Source organism: Peptoniphilus sp. HMSC062D09 (assembly GCF_001811425.1).
Lineage (GTDB): Bacteria > Bacillota > Clostridia > Tissierellales > Peptoniphilaceae > Peptoniphilus_A.
The window spans coordinates 30,221-51,398 of sequence record NZ_KV804685.1 but is presented as its reverse complement, the minus strand read 5'-3'; the positions used below and the strand labels follow the sequence as shown (position 1 = coordinate 51,398).

General features: G+C 31.6%; 15 protein-coding genes and 1 other RNA gene. All 16 read right to left on the bottom strand.

Annotation, left to right across the window (positions count from 1 at the left end; genetic code table 11):
* On the bottom strand, positions 1-706 hold a 706-nt coding region (locus tag HMPREF2801_RS00495), incomplete at its 3' end, for an alpha/beta fold hydrolase (RefSeq protein ID WP_070609975.1).
* A 15-nt stretch (positions 707-721) separates the two neighbouring features.
* Positions 722-1,780, bottom strand: a complete 1,059-nt coding sequence (locus tag HMPREF2801_RS00490; RefSeq protein WP_070609973.1) for a poly(R)-hydroxyalkanoic acid synthase subunit PhaE — start codon at positions 1,778-1,780, stop codon at positions 722-724.
* 133 nt (positions 1,781-1,913) lie between these two features.
* Entirely contained in the window at positions 1,914-2,579 is a 666-nt protein-coding gene (locus HMPREF2801_RS00485; RefSeq protein WP_070609971.1) for a GNAT family N-acetyltransferase, read from the bottom strand.
* Between the two features lie 200 nt (positions 2,580-2,779).
* Positions 2,780-3,364 carry a DUF3793 family protein gene (locus HMPREF2801_RS00480; protein ID WP_070609969.1) on the bottom strand — a complete coding sequence of 195 codons (585 nt, stop codon included), beginning with the start codon at positions 3,362-3,364 and terminating at the stop codon, positions 2,780-2,782.
* Positions 3,365-3,366: 2 nt separating this feature from the next.
* On the bottom strand, positions 3,367-3,795 hold the full coding sequence (locus tag HMPREF2801_RS00475; RefSeq protein ID WP_070609967.1) for a flavodoxin: 429 nt from the start codon (positions 3,793-3,795) through the stop codon (positions 3,367-3,369).
* A 343-nt stretch (positions 3,796-4,138) separates the two neighbouring features.
* Positions 4,139-5,338, bottom strand: coding sequence for a dicarboxylate/amino acid:cation symporter (locus HMPREF2801_RS00470; RefSeq protein WP_070609965.1), 1,200 nt, complete (start codon positions 5,336-5,338; stop codon positions 4,139-4,141).
* A gap of 387 nt (positions 5,339-5,725) precedes the next feature.
* Positions 5,726-12,271 carry a S8 family serine peptidase gene (locus HMPREF2801_RS00465; protein WP_070609962.1) on the bottom strand — a complete coding sequence of 2,182 codons (6,546 nt, stop codon included), beginning with the start codon at positions 12,269-12,271 and terminating at the stop codon, positions 5,726-5,728.
* Between the two features lie 453 nt (positions 12,272-12,724).
* Positions 12,725-13,849, bottom strand: coding sequence for a C40 family peptidase (locus HMPREF2801_RS00460; RefSeq protein WP_070609960.1), 1,125 nt, complete (start codon positions 13,847-13,849; stop codon positions 12,725-12,727).
* A 174-nt stretch (positions 13,850-14,023) separates the two neighbouring features.
* Positions 14,024-14,347: RNase P RNA component class A (gene rnpB, locus HMPREF2801_RS00455), an RNA gene on the bottom strand.
* A gap of 25 nt (positions 14,348-14,372) precedes the next feature.
* Positions 14,373-15,149 (bottom strand): Nif3-like dinuclear metal center hexameric protein, encoded by a 777-nt coding sequence (locus HMPREF2801_RS00450; protein WP_070609958.1) that lies wholly within the window; start codon positions 15,147-15,149, stop codon positions 14,373-14,375.
* A complete protein-coding gene (locus HMPREF2801_RS00445) occupies positions 15,130-15,822 on the bottom strand; it encodes a tRNA (adenine(22)-N(1))-methyltransferase (RefSeq protein WP_070609956.1) in 693 nt (230 codons plus the stop codon). Before HMPREF2801_RS00445 ends, HMPREF2801_RS00450 begins: the two co-directional genes overlap by 20 nt.
* The gene (gene rpoD, locus HMPREF2801_RS00440) at positions 15,819-16,910 is read right to left on the bottom strand and encodes an RNA polymerase sigma factor RpoD (RefSeq protein ID WP_070609954.1); all 1,092 of its coding nucleotides are present in this window, start codon (positions 16,908-16,910) and stop codon (positions 15,819-15,821) included. Before rpoD ends, HMPREF2801_RS00445 begins: the two co-directional genes overlap by 4 nt.
* On the bottom strand, positions 16,903-18,693 hold the full coding sequence (gene dnaG, locus HMPREF2801_RS00435) for a DNA primase (protein ID WP_070609952.1): 1,791 nt from the start codon (positions 18,691-18,693) through the stop codon (positions 16,903-16,905). The genes rpoD and dnaG overlap by 8 nt, the downstream gene beginning before the upstream one ends.
* Positions 18,694-19,707 carry a deoxyguanosinetriphosphate triphosphohydrolase gene (locus HMPREF2801_RS00430; RefSeq protein ID WP_070609950.1) on the bottom strand — a complete coding sequence of 338 codons (1,014 nt, stop codon included), beginning with the start codon at positions 19,705-19,707 and terminating at the stop codon, positions 18,694-18,696.
* Positions 19,708-19,711: 4 nt separating this feature from the next.
* Positions 19,712-20,533 (bottom strand): pyruvate, water dikinase regulatory protein, encoded by an 822-nt coding sequence (locus tag HMPREF2801_RS00425; RefSeq protein ID WP_070609948.1) that lies wholly within the window; start codon positions 20,531-20,533, stop codon positions 19,712-19,714.
* An 8-nt stretch (positions 20,534-20,541) separates the two neighbouring features.
* A complete protein-coding gene (locus tag HMPREF2801_RS00420; protein WP_019124703.1) occupies positions 20,542-21,171 on the bottom strand; it encodes a transcriptional regulator CcpN in 630 nt (209 codons plus the stop codon).
* Between the last annotated feature and the right edge of the window lie 7 nt (positions 21,172-21,178).

Below are 21,178 nucleotides of genomic sequence, written 5' to 3'. Positions count from 1 at the left end.
CTGGATCGTCAAGAGAATCAATTACACCAACATACTTGTCCATCATTAGGTCAATTGGCTTTAAGAATACAAAACCTGCATTCATAAATTCTCCTGGCACATTTCCAAAGGCCTTTACCATATTTTCAGGATTTAGATATGGTCCCCATTTAAATAGAAGTCCATCATCTGTAGAGAAATCAATTGGTGTTACTAGTGATACAAGTGCATTAATTTTTTCTCCATGAGTTGCAGTGTAAATAAAGGAGAAAGTACCACCTTGACAAATTCCAGTAATATTAACTTTTTCAATCTTGTGTTTTCTTCTAATTATGTCAACACAGTCGTCGATGTAGCCGTTAATATAGTCTTCAAGTCCAATATATTTATCATCCATTGTTGGATAGCCCCAGTCAATGATGTAAATATCTTGTCCACCTTCTAATAGGTTTTTAATAAGAGACCTGTCTTCTTGCAAGTCCATCATATATTGTTTGTTAACAAGAGCATAGACAATTAGGGTAGGAATTTTGTTTGGATCCTTTACCTTTGGCTCATAGTGGTAGAGTTTCATCTTGTCTTCTTGAAAAATTAGCTCCTTAGGAGTTGCGTCAAAGCCACTGTAGTCAACATTCATAAGAGTATCTACACCCTTGATTAGTTTTTCGTATGAGTCGACCATATCTGACATTGACTTAACATAATCTATTCCAAAAACATTTTTCAAATCAATAACCTCCTATTATTTATTGTCCTTTTTTTCTTCTTCGTATTCTTTGTCTCTAATATGTTTTCTAAGAGTTCTAACTTCTTTTTTGAGTTCGTAAACAGTCTTATAAAGTGAATCCATATCAGAATTTGTTGGAATTGGATACCACTTAAGTGATTCTTCTATTACTTGGTCTAAGTCAATTTTAAGTAGCATTAGAGAATCTACAAAATTGCCTAAAAATTTAGAAAATTCATCAGAATAGAATAATTTATCGAACTCATCAGAAGTTTTCTTTCTCCAATAATTGTAAAACTCTTCATAAGTCTTAGGAGCTTCGCCCTTCTTGATCATTTCAAAGCTATCTTTTACAACATTTTCAGTAGATTCGTTAACTAAATTTGAAAGCATAATGGTAAGTTCTAGATAATTGCCCATAAATGTAATTAACTTATCTATTGTCTTCATATTTCTTTCATAAGAATTTCTGTCTATACCAAATTGTGGAGAGTTTAACATCTTTCCAAAAGTTTCCCCATAATTTTTCTTCCAAAGTTTGAAAAATTCAAGGAAAGCCTTAGGATCAGCAAAAGCTCCCTTCATGACAGAATCCATTAAGTCAGAAGAAGTATCCATCCAAGGACCATAAACTGTCAAAAGTGTGTCTCTATAGCTTTCACAAGCGCCTATACATTGCTTGATTAAATTTTGAAGATCTACAGGAATATAAGGAAAAAGATAATTGTTGATGTATTGAAGTGAGCCTTCCTTATACTCTTTCATTATTCTTTCCATATTTTCCTTAGTTGGCTCAATGTTCTTGTCATAAATATTTTTATAAAGTTCATAAATGCTGTAATAAAGTTTAGATGTATCTTTTATTTTTTGTGCAAGTTCACTAGGTGTACCTCTGTAATTTAAAAAATCTGCACTTCCTAAATCTCCAAAAATTTTATTAAAACTTGACAAATATTCTTCACTAAAAGGGTTGAAGTTACTTCCGCCAAAAGACTTTGCATAGTCTTGCCACATATTCATCATCTTTTGTTGTGAATTCATATAATCTTCAAAAAAATTGTATCCTTTATCCAAATTAATTCCTCCTCTTATGGTTAAACTATATTATTTTATGTTTATACTATATCCTTGTAATTTTATTATACCCTAAGCTCTTTTATTATTAACATTTTATAAATTTATTAATTTTACCTGCTAAAATAAAAAATCAAACTATCTTTGCCTCTTTAAATAAAATATTACCATCATCATCTACAGCTACACCTACATAATTTGCCTCAAAAGCTTCCTTTAACTTTTCAGTTTCACTTGAGTGAATAGTTATTTCTTCGCCAGTAAAATCAAAATTTATGTCTTCTGATTTTAGTAAAATAAATCTATCATAACCCTCTTCTGAAAATTCATCGGGATATTTCTTTTTTAATGCCACAAGCATGTAGCCCGAGTCCAAAGTATTTTTGTAAGACCTGTGATTCTTGGGAGATATTGTGGACATCTTGTGAGAAAATTTAGAATCTTTATACTTTTCTTCCAACTTTTCTCTAGTTAGATTTTGTAAATTTCTTCCCCTATATTCCTTTAAGACGACGACAGTATCGTTGATAATGACCTTGTCAGGATCCACAAAAAAATCCACATCATAAGCCAAATTATCTTCTCTGTCAGGGACTTTTAAACTCCTATAAGCAACGAGTCTGTCCCCATCATAGACACCTATAAAGGCTCCTCCATTGTCAATTAAGTGTTCCAAGTCCCTCTTTGAGTCGTGAGAAAAAATTTCCTTATTCTCAATGCCTTCATAGACTTCTGAAGTGAGCTCATATATCTCATCTATATGCTCTTTTCCTAAAAACTTAAAAATTAATTTTTTCATAGTACCTCTATATTAATCCTAAAATTTCTTTTTAAAATATAATCTGTGTAAAAAATAAGTATATTTTTCTTTAACGCATTAGCATAAATAATGCTTTCATATTATTGTATAATAAAAATTCATAATAATCTAGCTTATTTTATCTAGAATGACAAAATTTATAATTTTATAAAGCATAAAAATAGACTGCCTAAGCAGTCTCAAATCCCTTCTAAAATACTTTTCATTTCTACAATTTTTACTTGGTCAAATTTTTCGAAAGCCCTTCTGGAACTTTCTTCATCGTTGAAGCACTTCCAATAACCTGTGCACTTGCAAATTTTTTTGTGGCGATCCTTAAAATCAATTACATCCTTTAAAGGATAGCCCAAAAAAACTCCTATCTCATCAGGACAGCTGTCATTGAACCTACTTTTTAAAAATCTGAGATAGTCAACAACTAGATTACAATTTTCATAGCCCATGAGATCTAAAAATTCTGAAATTTTTTTGTTGGATAATTTTTTCATCAATTTATCTTTTTTGAAAAAATAAACTAAAATGAAATCTTCCCCTTCCTTTAATTCAAAAAAATCAAGCCCTAGTGCATCTCCAATTAAAAATTTATTTTTTAACCATAAGTCCTTTAAGGGTCTATTTCCATTTCTCAAATTCATCATTGTACCCAATTTTAAATCCTTATAAGTTGGAGCTACTGTGGACTTAATTAGAGCGTGAAGATATTCAAAATCTTTAAAATTTCTTATTTGATCAAAAAATTCAATGAAAATAGAATTATTAATCATGCTTAGGACCTTGCAAGTTCCTTTCCAAGAGCTTCACACTCTTCTAGTGCATCTTCGTCAGGATTATCATAGGCAGCAAAGCCATCATCAACTAATTTTGCACCTGTGCCTTCAACTTCTTCTTGCCAAAGTTTCATCCACTCGCCATCAGCCCATTCATAAGAGCCAAATAAAACAACATTTTTCCCAGAAAGAAGTGGATTTACCTTATCCATAAAAGGTCTCATATCTGTTTCTTCTAGCTCTTCTGCTCCCATGGCAGGACAACCAAAGGCAATTCTATCTACATCTTTTACATCATCTTCTGTAGCGGAAGCAACTTGGATTAGTTTTACTTCAGCGCCTGCTCCTTCAGCACCCTTAACTATTGCCTCTGCCATTTTTTCTGTATTGCCAGTGCCTGACCAATAAATTACATTTACTTTACTCATTGTATTTCCTCCATTTTTGAAATTTATTATCATTTAATTTAATTTTAATAAATATTTTTTTGATTTTTTATATAAAATTATAAGAATTTTTTAAATATATTTATTATCTTAATATTTATAATTTCAAAAGCAGAGTTCAAACAAATTCAAAAGTGGATTTTATAACTTCAAAAGTAAGGTTTAATGAAATTTTATTATCAAAAAGCTCTCAAAGGATTTATAAAAATTTTAATTGAGAGTAATATTTTTTAAAAAAATAGAAAAATTTTTGAATTAATTTAGAAAACAAGTTCTTAAACATAAAAAAACCAAGGACGAATCCTTGGTCAAATATTTTATAAAATTAAGCTTCCTTTAGCTTTTTTCCCTCTCCCCTTCCTGGAACTTTTTTAAATATTCCAGTAACCATTAGGGCAATTGCACCGTCAGATGTTACGTTACAAGCAGTTCCAAAACTGTCTTGAAGAGCAAAAATTGAAAGCATTAGGGCTGTTCCTGTGTCGTTAAATCCTAGAATTGATGTGATAAGTCCAAGAGATGCCACTACAGTTCCTCCAGGAACTCCTGGTGCCGCTATTGCAAAAATTCCAAGCAAAACTATAAAGACAATCATGTTAGAAGTTTCTGGAAGCTTTCCATCTAAAATTTGTGAAACTGTCATTACGAAGAAAACTTCTGTCAAAACTGAACCGCATAAGTGAGTGTTTGAGCAAAGTGGAATTGCAAAGTCTCTGATTTTTGGATCAAGTGTCTCAGATTTTCTAGCACATTCTAAGGCAACTGGTAGAGTTGCCGCAGAGGACATTGTTCCTACAGCTGTTAAATATGCAGGTAGATAATGTTTGAAGACTTCCTTTGGATTTGTCTTTGAAATAGCCCCGGCTATTGAATACATAAGAGTCATCCAAATAAAATGTCCAACTATTACAATTAAAATTATCTTTATAAAAACTGGCAATTCAGAAATAATTGCTCCTTCATAGGATAAAGTTGCAAATGTAGTCGCGATGTAAACTGGAAGAATCTTAATTACAAAATTATTTACAATTGATAAAACAATTTTGTTTAGTTCCATTAGCAAATTTTCCCAATGTTCTGATTTTGTAACTATTACTGCGATTCCAAATAAAATTGAAGTTACCAGTGCTGTCATAACAGGCATAATTGGATCAATTGATAACTTAAAAATTGATTCGGGAATGGCATTGCCAGCACCAACATTTGACGCAATGTTAAGCTTTGGAATAATGGCCCTACCTGCTAAGAAAGACATTGTGGCAGCTCCAACAGATGATATGTAGCAAATTGCAAGAGTTACACTTAAAATCTTGCCTGCACTTTCCTTTAAAGAAACTATGGCAGGAGTGATAAATCCCAAGATTATTAGTGGAACTACATAGCCAATTAGGTCTCCCATAACTCTCTTAATAGTATTGATTACAATGATTGCTGATTCGCTGGAAATTCTTCCTACAAAAATTCCTATAATAATTCCTAAGATTAGTTTAAAAACTAAGGAATTAAAAAAACTATTCTTTTTCATTTCTCCTCCTTAAAATTTTATAAATTTGAAGTATTACTTCTTCTATCATTTTACCATGTTAGAAAAATAAAAGTATTAATTTTTTTAATCTTTATAAAATAATTTCTCTTCATATAGTTTATTTGATTTTATATTTTACTAAAAAAATTATAGTTTTTAAATTCCTCTTATCTCATTTGTAAATATCCCATCTAAAATTAAAAAAGAGATTCAATTTAATGAATCTCCGTAATATTTTAATTATATCTTAACTTGTAAACAGTCTATCTTCCTTCTCCTATTCAACTTTTTGTTATAAAGTCTAAAGATTTTCTGTTTCTATTTTCTTCACCTACTAAAATATATCTAATTTCATTCTTAGCTAGCAAAAAAGCCATAGCAGAAAATTTATTTCATGCTAAATACAACTTGTGCAATTTGTGCTCTTGTTAACTTTTCTTTTGGTGCAAACTTTCCGTCATCCATTCCCTTAATTAAACCAAGTTTAACCATTTCTTTTACAGAATCTTTTGCCCAAGACGAAATATCTTTTTCATCTTTAAAATCAATATTTGTATTTTCTACCTTATTATTTAATTTATTTACTTTATTAAATCTTGATAGGAAGGCACACATTTCTTCTCTAGTAAGCTCTTTATCCGGCATAAAAGTATCATCACCAAATCCACATGCTATTTTATTTTTGTATGCCCAATCAACATAAGCAGCATAGTATTTATTTTCATCTACATCTGAAAATACTTTATTTTTATACTTACTTGTGTCAACATTTGCGACTCTTCCAAGAATTGTTACAAATTCTGCTCTAGTAAGATTTTTGTCTGGCATAAAATTATTTAACTCTGCAATATCTTTAAAGTAACCTTTATTTACTGCATTATTAATTGCATCTTTTGCCCAATGATTTTCAAGTCCATTTGTATTATCATCATTAGTTGAAAATATACTTCCTGTATTATTTTTCATTACACTATTTGTAAAGACAGGACTTGTTTTCTCGTGATTTCTATTTTTTATTAATGGATAATTATTTTCTTTATTTGAATTATTATTTGATTCATTTTCTTTTTTGTCAGGATAATTATCTTCAGATGGTTTTTTGTTCTCATCTGCTGGTTTTTCTTCCTTAATATCTTTCCAAGACGCTGTAATTGTTATATCTGAATTAACTTTAATTTTTTCTCCAGCATTTTTCTTGTTTCTATCTCCTGAAACAATCCAAGCATCAAAAACTTTACCCTCAGGTGCTACAAATGTGTTTTGTGGCAATTCAATTTCTTCCTTCTCTGTAACAGTTTGAGATGGAATTTTTCCACTTCCTCCATTTGTCTCAAAAGTTACAGTATATTTCTTTTGGCTAACTTCTTCAAATACTGGTTCAATTTCAATATCATCTTTAGCAAGGAATATATGTCCCGGCTTTTGAGTAATACCTCTTACATTCCAGCCAATGAATTTTTTATTTGTCTCTACATTTCCATTGTATTCTGGAAGGACCAAATCTTCTCCTTGTTTTACATTTTCTTCATTTCCATTTACTGTTACTTTTACATCTTCGTTTTCGATTTCTCTAATTTCATCCTTATCTAAATCTAAATTAAATATTTTTACACTTGTATTTCTTGCATAGTCTGAGGCTATTACTTTTATTTCAATTCTATCATCTTGAGCAAAATCTTTTAAATTTTTACTTTGGTCAAACTCTATGCCATTTGCAAAAATATTAATTTTTTCTATACGACCAGGTTTATCCGCATCTCTCTTATCTGAAACCTTTAAATAAACTTTTTTATCCCCATAGTTTAAAGTAATTGGGTTTTCTGAATTATCATCTTTAGATAATTTTATTTCTGGCTTAACACTGTCCATGTAAATTCTGTATTGTGATAAAATTCCGCCTTCAGGTCCATTTAATTTATAATCCTTTGCTGACCAATCCATTACATCATTATCTCTAACATCTAATTTAACTTCAAAATCTTTTGAATTATCAGATTTTAAATCGCCATAAATTAAATATTGGTCAATCATTGATTCATTTATTCTAAGATGCCAATTAAATCCACCCTTATCTCCAATTTTACCTCTCAATGTGTGAGGACTATTTCTAAAATAAAGTTCTCCCTTATTTCCATCAGTATATGGATAAAAAGTATCTGGATCCATATTCAATTGAACTTTATCTCTATCAACATAGAAGCACTTGCCCATTTCTTCAATTAGATTTTCCTCTTTATGGTCTTTGCTACCATCTAATTTATAGATTTCGTATCTAACTACATTAAATCCATCTAAAACTTTTATATTAGCTTCAAAAGTCTTTACATCTTCATCATTATTTATAAAATCTTCCATGTAATTTGCGTCTAGGTTTGTCTTGCCTGGATTTCTTGAAATGACTCTAACTCCATAACCCTTTTTTATTCTAAGTTCATCTCTCACTCTATAAAAAGTCTTTCCATTTTCATCTTTGTCTTCTTTCAATTTCCCGCCAAGATCTTCTCCACCAAGTTCTACAATGCTATGCTCTGAAGTTAATAGCTTAGACGATTCATTTTTTTCTATGCTAGTATTTTTTTCTTTTGGCATTCTAAGGAAAATGCTCTTACTTGTTTTACCACTGTCTACTACAAATAATTCGATATCTCCTTTGTAGTCAATTCCCTTATTATTGTCTATATCATCCTTATTTGCCCATAAATTAAACTTTAGACTGTGAGTATTTTCATCATAAGAACCAGGAACTTTCTTTACCTCTTCTCTCTTATTTGTCTTTGACATTGTAGTGGATACAAAATAAATTTTTGCCTCTGGAGAAACATTTTTAACTTCTCCCTTTATGTCAAAGCCACCATTTGAATCTGGAATAATTTTTCCAATATATCCCATATCCTTTAATGTATCTAAATCTTTATCTTTAAATTCCATAGCAGAACCATCAGAATATCTTGAAGGAATACCGAATTCATCTATTGATTTAATATCGCCATAGTCATAATCTATGCTATCTTCTCCTGTAAACTCATTAGTTTTCTTTATTTCCTTTGGCTCTATGATTCTCTTGGTATCTTCTTCTGTAAGTTCTTTTATATAAGAACTATTCTTTTCTATGCTTATTTCAGGATTTCCATAATCCTTCTTTTTATTATCTCTTGACTTATCTTCTTCTTTTTTATCTTCTTTTACTTCTACATTTTTAAGCTTAGATGCATCAATTTCTCCAAGTTTCTCATTAGCTTGACCATCTTCAGTTTCTAGGAAATATTCTAATTTCCCATTTTTAACTTCTTTATCAAACTTAATTCTATATAAATTTGTAAAGTTTGAAGCACCATCAAGAGCTGCAACTTCTAAAGTCTTGCCAAGAAGATTTTTATTTGCACCAAGGATTTTATAAACAGAATTTCCTTCGCTATCCATTTCAAAGCTTCCATATTTGTCAACTTTTCCAGTGTTAACTACCTTTAAGTTTTCTTCTATATCTCCATCTTCATTTACAAAGGCTGCCCCTGCAAACCAAACTTTATTGTTTACTTCGTTAAAATCAGCTGGATTTTTTTCTTGGTCTCTTTCAAAAAGAGTTTTTGTCTTGTCTTTTTGAAGATGATAAGTATCTTTAACCTTTAAAATAATTTCATCAGGATTTTCTGCATTTAGGCTAACAATTTTTGGTGCAGTTCTATCTATTTTTACAGGAATGTATGAAACTTGATAAGGATATTTTGGAGAAAGTCTATACTCAAATTTATAATAATATTGACCTTCTGCAATTGGATCAAATTTTCCTTCAATATAATTTGGATCAGTTTTATCTTCTGCATGAGGATTATAAATTAATCCGTCCCATCTCAAATCGCCATAAACTTTTAACTTTGAGCCCTTAATTCCCTTTGCGTCACTTCTCTTTGAATTTAAAATTCCCTTTATAAAATGATCCACTGTAATAACTTTAAGTGGCTTTTGATTATTTTCATCCATTGTATTTACAATAGAAATTTTGCAGTCAGATGCTGATCTTAAAATCAATGGACTAGGTGTAAGACCTCTATCAATTTCATTTCCAGAAATAATTTTACTATCTCCACTAGAATTCATATTGAAGTCTTGTGAGTTATTAAAAGCAAATAATTCAGGGTCTTGGTCTAAAGTTTTGTTTTCAGTTTCCCTATTTTGAATTACTCCTGCCGGCTTAAATAAATCTATACCATGCTCTCCACCACGGCCTTTATTTAATGTTCCTGGAATTTTAGGATTTCCTTCATCATCATAACCTACAATACCCTTTGACCTTGAACCTTCTTCCCAAGCCCATTTATCAACAATTGGTTCTTTGTTCCAATCACCAGCAAATCCCATTACAGGCATTGAAAGTGATGGCTGAGGATCTTTTGCATCAGTTTTTTCTTCTTTAGATTCAAATTTTATATAGCCTTCGACAAATTGGTCCTTATTCATTGCTTCGCCCACATGTAAGGTAGCGCCCAAATCATAAGAGCCTCTTTTTGGTATTGTTATTTCATCTTGTGCAAAAGTTATGCTTGCTCCAGAAATTTCTTTAGGATGAATTTCTGCAACTACTTGTTTTCCATCTTTGCTATTTTCATCTTTATACTCTTCGTCTAATTTTTTCTTCGTTACTTCTCCATCTGTTGTGATTTTTGATGAACTTACTTTTACAGTTATGTCTTTATCAGATGGATTGTCTATGTTAATTGTAAAATCTTTTTTATCAGATTTAATTTCCTTTAATGAGACAGCTCCATAAGAATTCATTTCTCCCTTAGAATCTTCAACTTTGTAAGAAACAATTAAATTGTTCTTTAAGGCTTTTTCAACATTTATTAAGCCTGATCCTTGTTGTCTTGGCGAAGCAAATAAATAATTTCCATTTCCATCATCAGTTGTTGGATCAATCATTGGCGTTGATGTGTTTTGGAGCATAATCTTTGTAAGAGAAGTTATATCTATACCTCTTGATTTTATAACTGGTTCATTTACAAGCTCCTTAACTCTCGGTCTTATTAAAACAGTTGAAGCTGATACCACTGGAGCAGCCATTGATGTTCCTGACATATATTGATAAGTGTCGACACCATTTATCTTATTTAAAGTTGAATAAATATTTTTACCAGGAGCAGAAACATCAGGCTTTAACATCAAATCAATCCTTGGACCCCATGAAGTTGAGCCAGCTGGAACATTAGTATCTTCCCAGGCAATTTTATGATTTAAAAATTTAAGGCTAAGTTCTTTTTCGTCTCCAACTTTTGGTTTCTTTGAATTGTATTTTGCCATATCAATTCTGTAATCTGAATCTTTTGCTTTAAAGTCTTCCTTATCATCAACTTTTCTATCACAAATCATATCCCAGATTAATTTTCCATCCATGCCTGATACAGAAAATACTGGAACTCTTGTATTTTCATCTTGCTCATATCCCATAGCAGGAATACTTTCCCAATCATCTCTATTGTAATAAGAAACTGTATTTACTACTATTAATCCCTTTGCTCCTTTGTCAAAAACTTTTTTAAAGGCAAATTTCAGATCCTTAGTATAAATTCTATCCATTACAACAATTTTATCTTTCAAATCTTTTCCAGCTATATCTTCATCTTGACATTGTCCCAAGTAAATAAAATTATATTTGCCTTGAGGAAAATTATTTTTATCAAAGAAAGCACCAATTTGAGAATATCTAAAATCTCTTCCGCCAATGTTCACGCCTTCATAATCAATTTTAGTATTACGAGATGATGCAACAGCGATTGCATCTTCGTGAGCAGCAGTTCTCGTTACATTTCCTGTATCTGTCATTTTCAAAGAATTATTTGCATATCTATCCCAAGATGAACTAGAAGATGAAGTTGCATAATTACCAGTGGCAACACAAATAGGAATACCAGCTTTTCTAAGAGCTCTAATTCCATACCAATATTTTTCTCCTACTAAACCAGTTCCCGTAAAACCAGAAGAAACAGAAATAACATCTACATCATGCTTAATGCAATCTTCAAAGGCATGAAACATAGTCTCATCTCCAGCAAAGCCGTCACTGGCATCAGAGTACATCTTGTAAGAAAAAATTTGTGCATTAGGTGCAATACCTCTTATCCCTTTATTTGCTTTTACATCTTCTAAAGTATCATTTGCTGCCAAAATACCAGCTATGTGCATTCCGTGTGGATCATAATAATCAGAACCATCGTCATATTTTTCTGTGGTAATCTTACCACCATTTAAGTAATTAAAAGAATGAGGGACTTTATCTGATAACCAGAATTCCTTATCAGAACCTTTTAAATTTTCCTTTTTAATCTTTAAAGAACTCTTCGCGTCATCATCAATTCGCATAGCCTTGTGACTTGCATCCATTCCAGTATCAATATTTGCAATTACCATACCACGACCATCATAATTTTTTCCAAGATTTGCATTTATTGCATTTAACTCTTTTAGATAATCGCTGGCACTATCAGCCCCTACAAGCTTTCTTGCATTTTCCATAAGTGGAACTAATTTGCCTGCCCTTTCAACATTTTTAACACCCTTAATACTTTTTAAATTATCTAATTCTTCAGGGTAAGTTTCAACGGAGACAGCGTTAAAAATAATATTATACTCATATAAAACCTTTAAATTTTTTATCTTATTTAAAGTCTGCAAAATTTCATTTTTATTTGCCTTATCTTCAAATTCTACAAAATAAACAACTTTATCTCTTTTAACTTTTACACTTGGCTCTTCTTTTTCAAAGTCTTCAAGTATTTTACTTTTCTTTGAATCAAATTCTTTTTTATCTCTAACAATCTTTTGAGTCTCAGTTAAAGAATTATTGCCTATATTATTTTCAGCAAAAACTCCATTAAAAGAACTCATCACAAATATCATCGACAAAGTCAACGATGAAAAATTTCTTAAATTCTTATTCATAATTCCTCCAAATAGATTTTATAACGATAATAATTATCATCATTTTTTACCTAATAGAGTTTAGCACCATAAAAATACTTTTTCAATATTCATTTCTTTAATAAAACTATTGTATTTTTAACAAAACAATTTAATTAAAAATATTATTATTTCTGTGGTTTATAAAATTCTTTTAATAACCTAACTGTCTTTACAAATTTATATAAGTTTTAAAAATATTAACTTAAAAATATTCTTGTATTAAATGTTTTTCGGTAATATTGTTAATTTCTTCTTATGAACCTTTTATTTTAATTTTTGAAATTTTTTGTTTTATCATTTATTTTTGTCAAATTTAATTTTAAAACTAAGCATTTTCTAAAAAGCTAATTATAATTAAAAAATATTTACGCCAACAAAGTCCTACTTCAAGGCATAAAAAAAAGAGCCCTAAGGCTCTAAATGAAAAATTATTTATAGCACGCGTGTTGCGTTAACAAATCTATCTTGGTAGTATCCTTCAGTAAGGGATGAAGTCATAACTTTTCCTTGTCCAGATGAAGCGTGGATAAATTTTCCATCTCCAACATAGATTCCAACATGACTAACTCCATTGCCTGTTGTGTTAAAGAATACTAGGTCTCCTTCTTGCAAATCAGATTTTGAAACTTGTTTTCCAAAAGTTGATTGTGATGCTGAAGATCTTGGAAGTGAAATTCCTAGTTCATTGCAATAAATTGAATAAACAAGACCTGAGCAATCATATCCTTCTTTACCTGTATCTCCATATACATAAGTAGATCCAAGTTTATTTTCTGCAGAAGATATTACTTTAGCAGCTGTTGAAGAATCAGGTGCTGCAACTTTTTTGAATTCTTTTACTTCTTTATATTTTATTACTTCTTGAATTTCTTTTTCATCAGCAGAAAGTAATGCTTTTTCATCAACTTTTACTGCTACTGGTTTTTCTACCTTTAATCCAGAAAGAATATTTAAATCTTTGCCGTCAACGCTGTAAGAAATTCCTTTATCTTCAATGATAAAAAGTCCATTGTCAAAATCAACTACATTTACAGTTTGATTTTTGTTTAAATTTAGTTTTTTTCCATTGTCACTTCTGGCAACAGTGTTATTCTTAACTTGAACTTCTGTTACATTATTTCTCTTGTCAGCAACTTTTTTAAGTGCACTTCTGCTAACATTGCCTATAGTTCCGTCGTTGCACTTAATTTTTGCTGTAGTAGTGTCTACTGAAATTCCAACTGCATATTCATCGATAAACAAGCTTCTAATAATTTTTCCATTATCATCTAAGATTGGGCTTGCTTTTACAATTTGATATGTAGGAACATTAACTTCTGTAAGTAAAATTTTTTCTTGTGGAATAGTAACTTTTGCCTTTCCCTTTTGGACATAGTATTCACTGCCCTTATTTTCAAGGATTTCTACTTTTTCACCAATAGAGAATTCAATTTCATTTCCACTATATGTCCTTTGTACATGTTCGTTAATAAATACTCCTGTATCTTTCATGCCAACTATTGAAACTGCGCATAGTGCAAATAGACCAAGTGGCAATTTATTCTTAAAGGAAACCAATACTAACAACTCCTATACTCTGAATTTGATATTTCTAAAAATAATTATATGCGTACATTTTTTATTGCTATTTAAGTATAGCAAAGTTGTTACAAAAAAACAACAAAAAGTTACAAAATAGTTAAATTTATTTTAACTTCTTTGTAACTTTTGTCTTAAAAAATTTTAAATTATGTAGTAAGCAAATCTATAAGCCGCGTTCTGTTTTGTCAACTATCAATCTTGGATTACAGTTACCTATAATCTCTAGCAACCTACCTACCGGCAGATACGAGCAGCATCTGTTATTCCTATTTGGTCTTGCTCCGAATGGGGTTTACATAGCATCATTATCACTAATGATCTGGTGAGCTCTTACCTCGCCTTTCCAACCTTACCCTAGGGCGGTATATTTCTGTTGCACTTGCCTTGGGGTCGCCCCCACTGGCCGTTAGCCAGCATCCCTGCTCTGTGGAGCGCGGACTTTCCTCACATATGTGCAGTTGACCAATTTACTTACTAAAATAGTTTAACACTTTAAGCGTTAAATATCAAGCTCAAAGCTACTTTCTTCTTCTATATAAAAATCTAAATCACTAAACTTTTCACTTAGCCTCTTTTTTATTTTTGGAAGAATAATTTTTTCTGAATAAAAATGTCCAACATCTATTAAAAGAATGTCCTCTTCATAGGCTCTTTGTCCATCGTGGTATTTTACATCTCCTGTAATATAGGCGTCTACGCCAGCATTTTTGGCAGCAGAAATAAAATCAGCCCCAGAACCTCCAAGGATTGCAAGTTTTTTTATCTCTCTTTTGTCTCTTCCATAAGCTTTTATCTTTTTTACTTCCAATTTTTCTTCTAAAAAGTTTAAAAGTTCTTCCAAAGAATAATTTTTTTCAAGTTCACCGATTAAACCCATGGCTTTTTCTTCTTCAAAAGTAAAAGTTTTTTTATTTTTTAAATTTAATTTTTCAAAGAGAGTGTCATTAACTCCATCCTCTGCAATATCCATGGAAGTGTGGTAGGAAAAAACTGAAATGTTGTTTTTAATTAGGGCAATAATATTGTCTCCCCTGTAAGTTCCCTCAATTATGCTTTTCTCCCCGCCAAAAAACATGGGATGATGACTTATAATTAGCTTTGAATTCATTTCTATTGCCTTATTAATTAACTTATCAGTGACATCTAAGCCAAGAACAAGGGAATCTGTTTCGCCATTAAATTCAATTTGACTGCCAGAGTTGTCCCAAGTAAGTTGGAAGTCTTCTCTTGCCCAATCTTCCATATAATTTTTAATTTCACTTATTTGATATTTCATCTATTGCCTCCTTGGTTCTTATTAATAAACTTTTAAGTTCACCACTTCTCTTTTTTGTCCTGTCACTGTCATTATTAATATTACTTAAAATCTTTTCAAGTTCTCTTTGCCTTTCTCTCAAAAAATCTAAGTAAACTTTGTCCTTTTTCTCGATTAAACTTTTTGAAAAGTAAAAATCTACTTCCTCTAAATTTTTTATCTCTCCAAAGTATCTTGCAAGGATAATTTCAAAGTACCTGTCATCTTCAAAAATAATCTCTTCATCAATTATTTCAAAGCCCATATTGTTTAATTCTCGGCGCAAAATATTTGTCTTTTGCATAGGCTGCAAAATTAATTTTTTTGCGGACCTAGCAATTTCAATTGAATTTAAAATAATTTCTGCAATTTGAATCCCACCAAGTCCTGCAATAATTATGTTGTCCCGATTTTCCTTTACAATTCCATTGGCAAGAATATTTCTAATATATTTTTCATTGTCCCTTTCTCTTGTCAGTTCAATTGACTTTTCCAGAGAATTTTTTGAGATATCTGTTGCAATAATGTCCCTTGAGATCTTTTTTTCGCATAAAAAATTGGGCACATATCCGTGATCTGTGCCCACATCAATTACCGTTGCGCCAAAATCTACAAGTTCTGCAATTTTTTTTAGCCTGTTCGATAATTTTATCATTCTAAATAATCCTTTAATTTCTTTGATCTAGATGGATGGCGCAATTTTCTTAGCGCCTTGGCTTCTATTTGTCTAATTCTTTCACGAGTTACATCAAACTCTTTTCCAACTTCTTCAAGAGTCCTTGCCCTTCCATCGTCAAGTCCAAACCTTAAAGTTAAAACCTTTTTTTCTCTCTCAGTTAAAGTTTCAAGAACAGAGTTAAGTTGTTCCTTTAGAAGTGTAAAAGTAGCTGCATCTTGTGGAGATAGGATTTCATCATCTGGTATAAAATCTCCAAGATGTGAGTCCTCTTCTTCACCAATTGGAGTCTCAAGAGACACTGGCTCTTGTGCAATTTTTTGAATTTCGCGAACTCTTTCTACATCTAAATTCATTTCAGCAGCGATTTCTTCTGGAAGTGGATCTCGTCCAAGGTCTTGAACAAGTTGTCTTTGAACTCTCACAAGTTTATTAATAGTCTCAACCATGTGCACAGGAATTCTTATAGTCCTAGCTTGGTCTGCAATTGCCCTTGTGATTGCCTGCCTAATCCACCAAGTAGCGTAAGTTGAAAATTTAAAGCCCTTAGTGTAATCGAACTTGTCAACAGCTTTCATAAGTCCAAGATTTCCCTCTTGAATTAAATCCAAAAAGCTCATTCCCCTACCAACATATCTCTTTGCAATGGAAACTACAAGCCTTAAATTGGCTTCAGCAAGTTCTTTTTTCGCTGACTCATCTCCTGCTTCCATTCTCTTTGCAATTTCAACTTCTTCTTCAGCAGTAAGTAGAGAAATTTTTCCAATTTCCTTTAAGTACATCCTGACAGGATCATCTACAGTGACGCCCTTAGGAACTGACAAGTCCTCTTTAGTAACATCAACTTCTTCTTCATCATCATCTTTTAAATCTTTTTTGTCAACTAAATTGATACCTTCCTTTTCAAAGGTCTTGTATAATTCATCTATATCGTCAGAATCAATTTGAAACTTTTCAAAGGCATCACCTATTTCATCATAGCTAAGATTCCCATCTTTTTTGCCATCTTTTAAAAGCTGCTTTGTTATTGATTCAATCGAATCCTTATTTTTTAAATTTTCACTCATAATTGCCCTCCTCTTTCAACTCACTTAACTTTAAATTAATCTCTTTAAGATTCTTTAAAGCATCGAGTAAAAGATTTTTGTCTTCTTCCCCTTGAAGTTTATCAATGTTTTCGAGGATTCTTTCCCTTTCCTTTTGGAGATAATTTCTCTCTAGAGTTTTAATTAACTCATCTACAATTTTTTCATTGACGTGGATATTTTTTATAATTCCTAAAATATTATCTTTAAAATTAGAATCTATTAGCCTGTTTTTCTCTAATAAATTTAAAAATTCAGAAACTTCCATTTCTTCTTCAAACATTTTAGGAATTTCTTCAAAGCTTGCCCTAGTCATTGCATTGGTAAAATAAAAAATCTGAATTTTATTTTTGATATAATTGTAAATATCATTGTCAAGCAAAGAATATGATAATAATTCCTCTTGTGCTCTAGTTTTTGTACTTTTCACAACATTTGTATTTTTCTTCAGCTTGAACTTTTCTTTTTTCTCACTTTTAATTTTATTTCTGTTTAAATAATTTATATAATTTTCAATTGCCTTGTAAGAAATATTATATTTTTTAGAAAATTCTTTTACAAAAATATCTCTCTCAATTGGATTTTTAATGCTAGATAAAATTTTCGCAGATTCAAGAGTAAAATTGCTAAGCCCTTCTGGGTCTTCTAAATTAAAATTTTCCCTTAGTATTTTTATTTTAAAGTCAATATAAGAAATTGCTGACTTGATTTTATTTTCAAAGCCTTCCATTCCATATTTTTTTATAAAGTCGTCGGGATCTAGTCCACCTTCTAGTTCAATGATTTTAGGCTTGCAAGACTTAGATAAAAATATATCTATTGCCCTTGAAGTCGCGTTAATTCCAGCCTTGTCGCTGTCATAACAGATGTATATATCTTTCGCCATCTTTTTAATAATTGCTGCCTGGTCTTCAGTAAGAGATGTACCAAGGCTTGCTACACTATAATTTATACCACTATTGTATAAAGAAATAACATCCATATAACCTTCAACTAATATTATTCTCTGGCGACTGGATTCTCTTGAGATGATATTCATATTAAAGAGGTTGCTTCCCTTGTGAAATATAGGTGTTTCCCTTGAATTTAAATATTTTGGCTTGGCATCTCCAAATCCTCTCGCACCAAAGGCAATTACCTTATTATTTTTATTTATAATTGGAAACATAACCCTGTCGCGAAATCTGTCAATGTAATTCCCATTTTTGCTCTTGGAAATTAAATTCAAGTTTAAAAGTTCCTCTTCCTTGTAACCTAATTTAGTCAAGTGGTCGTATAAGTCTGTCCAAGAATCTTTAGAATAGCCAAGTCCATAAGCCCTTATTGTCTTATCACTTAGTCCCCTGTCCCTTAAATACTTTTGCGCCTTTAGTGAGGATGAAAGATTATTTAAAAAGTGCATTGCCGCTTCTCTATTTATGTCATAAAGTCTATTTCTCTTGTCGCGGGCTTCTTTGTTTTCATCTTTATATTCAGATAGCCTTACATTATATTTTTCTGCCAAAAATTCTACAGCTTCAGGAAAATTTAAGTTCTCCCTTTTCATAATAAAGGTAATTACATCTCCTCCAACTCCACAGCCAAAACACTTGAAAATAGATTTTGATGGAGAAACAGAAAAGGAAGGAGTCTTTTCAGAATGAAAAGGACAGAGCCCCATATAGTTAGAGCCTGACCTTTTTAAGTCAACATATTCTCCAATTAAATCTACTATATCTGCTCTGTCTCTTATTTCATCAAGAACATTATCATTTATAACATACAATTAAATGCTCCATCCCTTCGGTATAAAAATATTTTTAATTTGTTTCATGGCATAGGTGTCTGTCATTCCTGCAATGTAATCTGAAACAATATCTTCGTCACTGTGAACTCTTCCTTCATAAAGGCTCAAGTGGTTTTCAGGAATCCTTCTTAAATCTTCCATATAATATTTATAAAGCTCAGTTAATAGTCTCTTTATTTTAACTTCTTCACTTTTGACAACAGAATCCATGTAAACTGTTTTAAACATATACTGTCTAAGCTCCATGGTTGCCTCATAAATTTCCTTTTCCATTTCAACAATAGGATTACCATAGGACTTTTTAACTATTCCAATAATCATTGTATTTATTCTTTCTGAGGATGTGTTGCCAAGGATATCAGTGAGATCCTTTGGCAGTGAGTCAGAAGAAATTATGCCAGCTCTTATGGCATCGTCAATGTCATGATTGATGTAGGCAATCCTATCGGCAAACTTTATTATTTTGCCTTCAAGGGTCTTTGCCTGGCCCGAGCCAGAGTGATTTAAAATTCCATCACGCACTTCTTCTGTAAGATTTAATCCAATTCTCTTGTCAGACCTTTCTAAAAAATCTACGACTTTTAGAGACTGGACTCCATGAATAAAGCCATCACTTTTTAATTCATTTAAAACGGTTTCGCCAGAGTGGCCAAAGGGAGTGTGCCCCAAGTCATGGCCCAGTGCAATTGCCTCAACTAAATCTTCATTTAACCTAAGTGCCCTAGCTATGGTCCTTCCAATTTGACTGACTTCAAGAGTGTGAGTGAGTCTTGTCCTAAAATGGTCGCCTTCAGGAGAAATAAAGACCTGGGTCTTGTGTTTTAATCTCCTGAAACTTTTTGAGTGAATAATTCTATCCCTATCTCTTTGAAATTCAGTTCTAAGATTACATTTTTCTTCTCTTTCATTTCTTCCCAAAGTTGAATCTGCAAAAGTCGCAAAATCAAAGAGCATTTCGTGTTCAAGTTTTTCTCTCTCAACTCGAAGATTCATCTCATCACATCCTAGATTCCATATGATTAATTATAATTTCTGCAGTTTCTTCAATTGCCTTGTCAGAAACATCTATTACAAAACAGCCAAGCTCTTCCATAACTTGCTTAGAATAATTTAGTTCCTCTCTAATTCTGTCGTAGTTGGCATATTTTGCACCTGAAGTAAGTCCAAGTGATTTAAGTCTTTGTTCTCTTACAGAAATAATTTTTTCAGGATTGGCAATAAGTCCAATTACCCTGTCAACATCCTTTTCGTAAACTTCCTTAGGAACAGGAACTTCAGGAACTAGTGGAATATTTGCCACCTTGTATAATTTATTGGCAAGATACATGGAAAGTGGAGTCTTAGAAGTTCTTGAAATGCCAACAAGACATATGTCAGCCTTCTTTGCACCACGAGGGTCCTTTCCGTCGTCATACTTAACTGCAAACTCAACACATTCAACTTTCTTGAAATAATTTTCATCAAGTCTTCTTATTAGTCCAGGTTCTCTAAGAGGTTCATAACCTAAAATGTCTTGAATTTGACGCATAGGTTCGCCCATGACATCAACTGTGTGAAGTTTTAGCTCATGAGTTTTTCTCTCAATAAATTCTCTAGTTTCCTTTACAACATTTGTGTAAACTATTAAACTATTTTGAATTTTTGAAGCTTTTTCGAGAACTGGTTTAATTTGTTCAATGCTGTTGTGATAAGGATATCTAATAATTTCATAATTTTCTGACTCAAATTGTCTTGCTGAACTTTTTGCAATTAATTCACCAGTTTCTCCAATTGAATCGGAGATGACAAAAATAGTAAGTTGTTTATCGTCTTTATTCATTTCTCCTCCTAGATAATCTCTCCGTCACAGACATCTACAAAAAGTCTTGTTACATTAGTCTTTGTAAATCTGCCAACCACTTCGAGATCTTTATTATTTTTAACTTCCACAACGGGAAGAGAATCTATTCCCTTTGATACAATTAAATTTGCAGCCTTATAGACAGTGTCGTCAATGTCAACATAAAAAACATTGGGCATTCTAGTCATAATAACACTTATGGGAGTCTTCTTTATGTCGGCATCACCAATCATAAATCTAATCAAATCTTTTCTTGAGACGATACCAGCAAGATAACCCCCATCGGTTATAAACATAGAAGACAGGTCCTCCATAAAGAGACCCACTACTACATCGTAGACAGAAGTTTTTTGGTCGCAAGAAAAGGGCAGGGACATATAATCCCTAAGTTTTAATTTTTTTAAGTCATCGGAAAGCTGTGAAAGAATAGATTTGCCTGTATAAAAGTAACCAAACTTTGGTCTAGCTCCCAAAATATTGATCATAGTGAGAACTGAAAGGTCTGATCTAATAGTCGCTCTTGACAAACCTAATTTTTCTGCAATTTCATCGCCTGTAATGGGACCTTCATCTCTTACAATTTCAATAATTTCAGTTTGTCTTTCGCTAAATTTCATTTGCTCA

Excerpts from the sequence above, each read along its gene's own strand:
- HMPREF2801_RS00485 (WP_070609971.1), bottom strand. The coding sequence starts at position 2,579 with ATGAAAAAATTAATTTTTAAGTTTTTAGGAAAAGAGCATATAGATGAG.
- HMPREF2801_RS00480 (WP_070609969.1), bottom strand. The coding sequence starts at position 3,364 with ATGATTAATAATTCTATTTTCATTGAATTTTTTGATCAAATAAGAAAT.
- HMPREF2801_RS00475 (WP_070609967.1), bottom strand. The coding sequence starts at position 3,795 with ATGAGTAAAGTAAATGTAATTTATTGGTCAGGCACTGGCAATACAGAA.
- HMPREF2801_RS00470 (WP_070609965.1), bottom strand. The coding sequence starts at position 5,338 with ATGAAAAAGAATAGTTTTTTTAATTCCTTAGTTTTTAAACTAATCTTA.
- HMPREF2801_RS00465 (WP_070609962.1), bottom strand. The coding sequence starts at position 12,271 with ATGAATAAGAATTTAAGAAATTTTTCATCGTTGACTTTGTCGATGATA.
- HMPREF2801_RS00450 (WP_070609958.1), bottom strand. The coding sequence starts at position 15,149 with ATGAAATATCAAATAAGTGAAATTAAAAATTATATGGAAGATTGGGCA.
- HMPREF2801_RS00445 (WP_070609956.1), bottom strand. The coding sequence starts at position 15,822 with ATGATAAAATTATCGAACAGGCTAAAAAAAATTGCAGAACTTGTAGAT.
- rpoD (WP_070609954.1), bottom strand. The coding sequence starts at position 16,910 with ATGAGTGAAAATTTAAAAAATAAGGATTCGATTGAATCAATAACAAAG.
- HMPREF2801_RS00430 (WP_070609950.1), bottom strand. The coding sequence starts at position 19,707 with ATGAATCTTCGAGTTGAGAGAGAAAAACTTGAACACGAAATGCTCTTT.
- HMPREF2801_RS00425 (WP_070609948.1), bottom strand. The coding sequence starts at position 20,533 with ATGAATAAAGACGATAAACAACTTACTATTTTTGTCATCTCCGATTCA.
- HMPREF2801_RS00420 (WP_019124703.1), bottom strand. The coding sequence starts at position 21,171 with ATGAAATTTAGCGAAAGACAAACTGAAATTATTGAAATTGTAAGAGAT.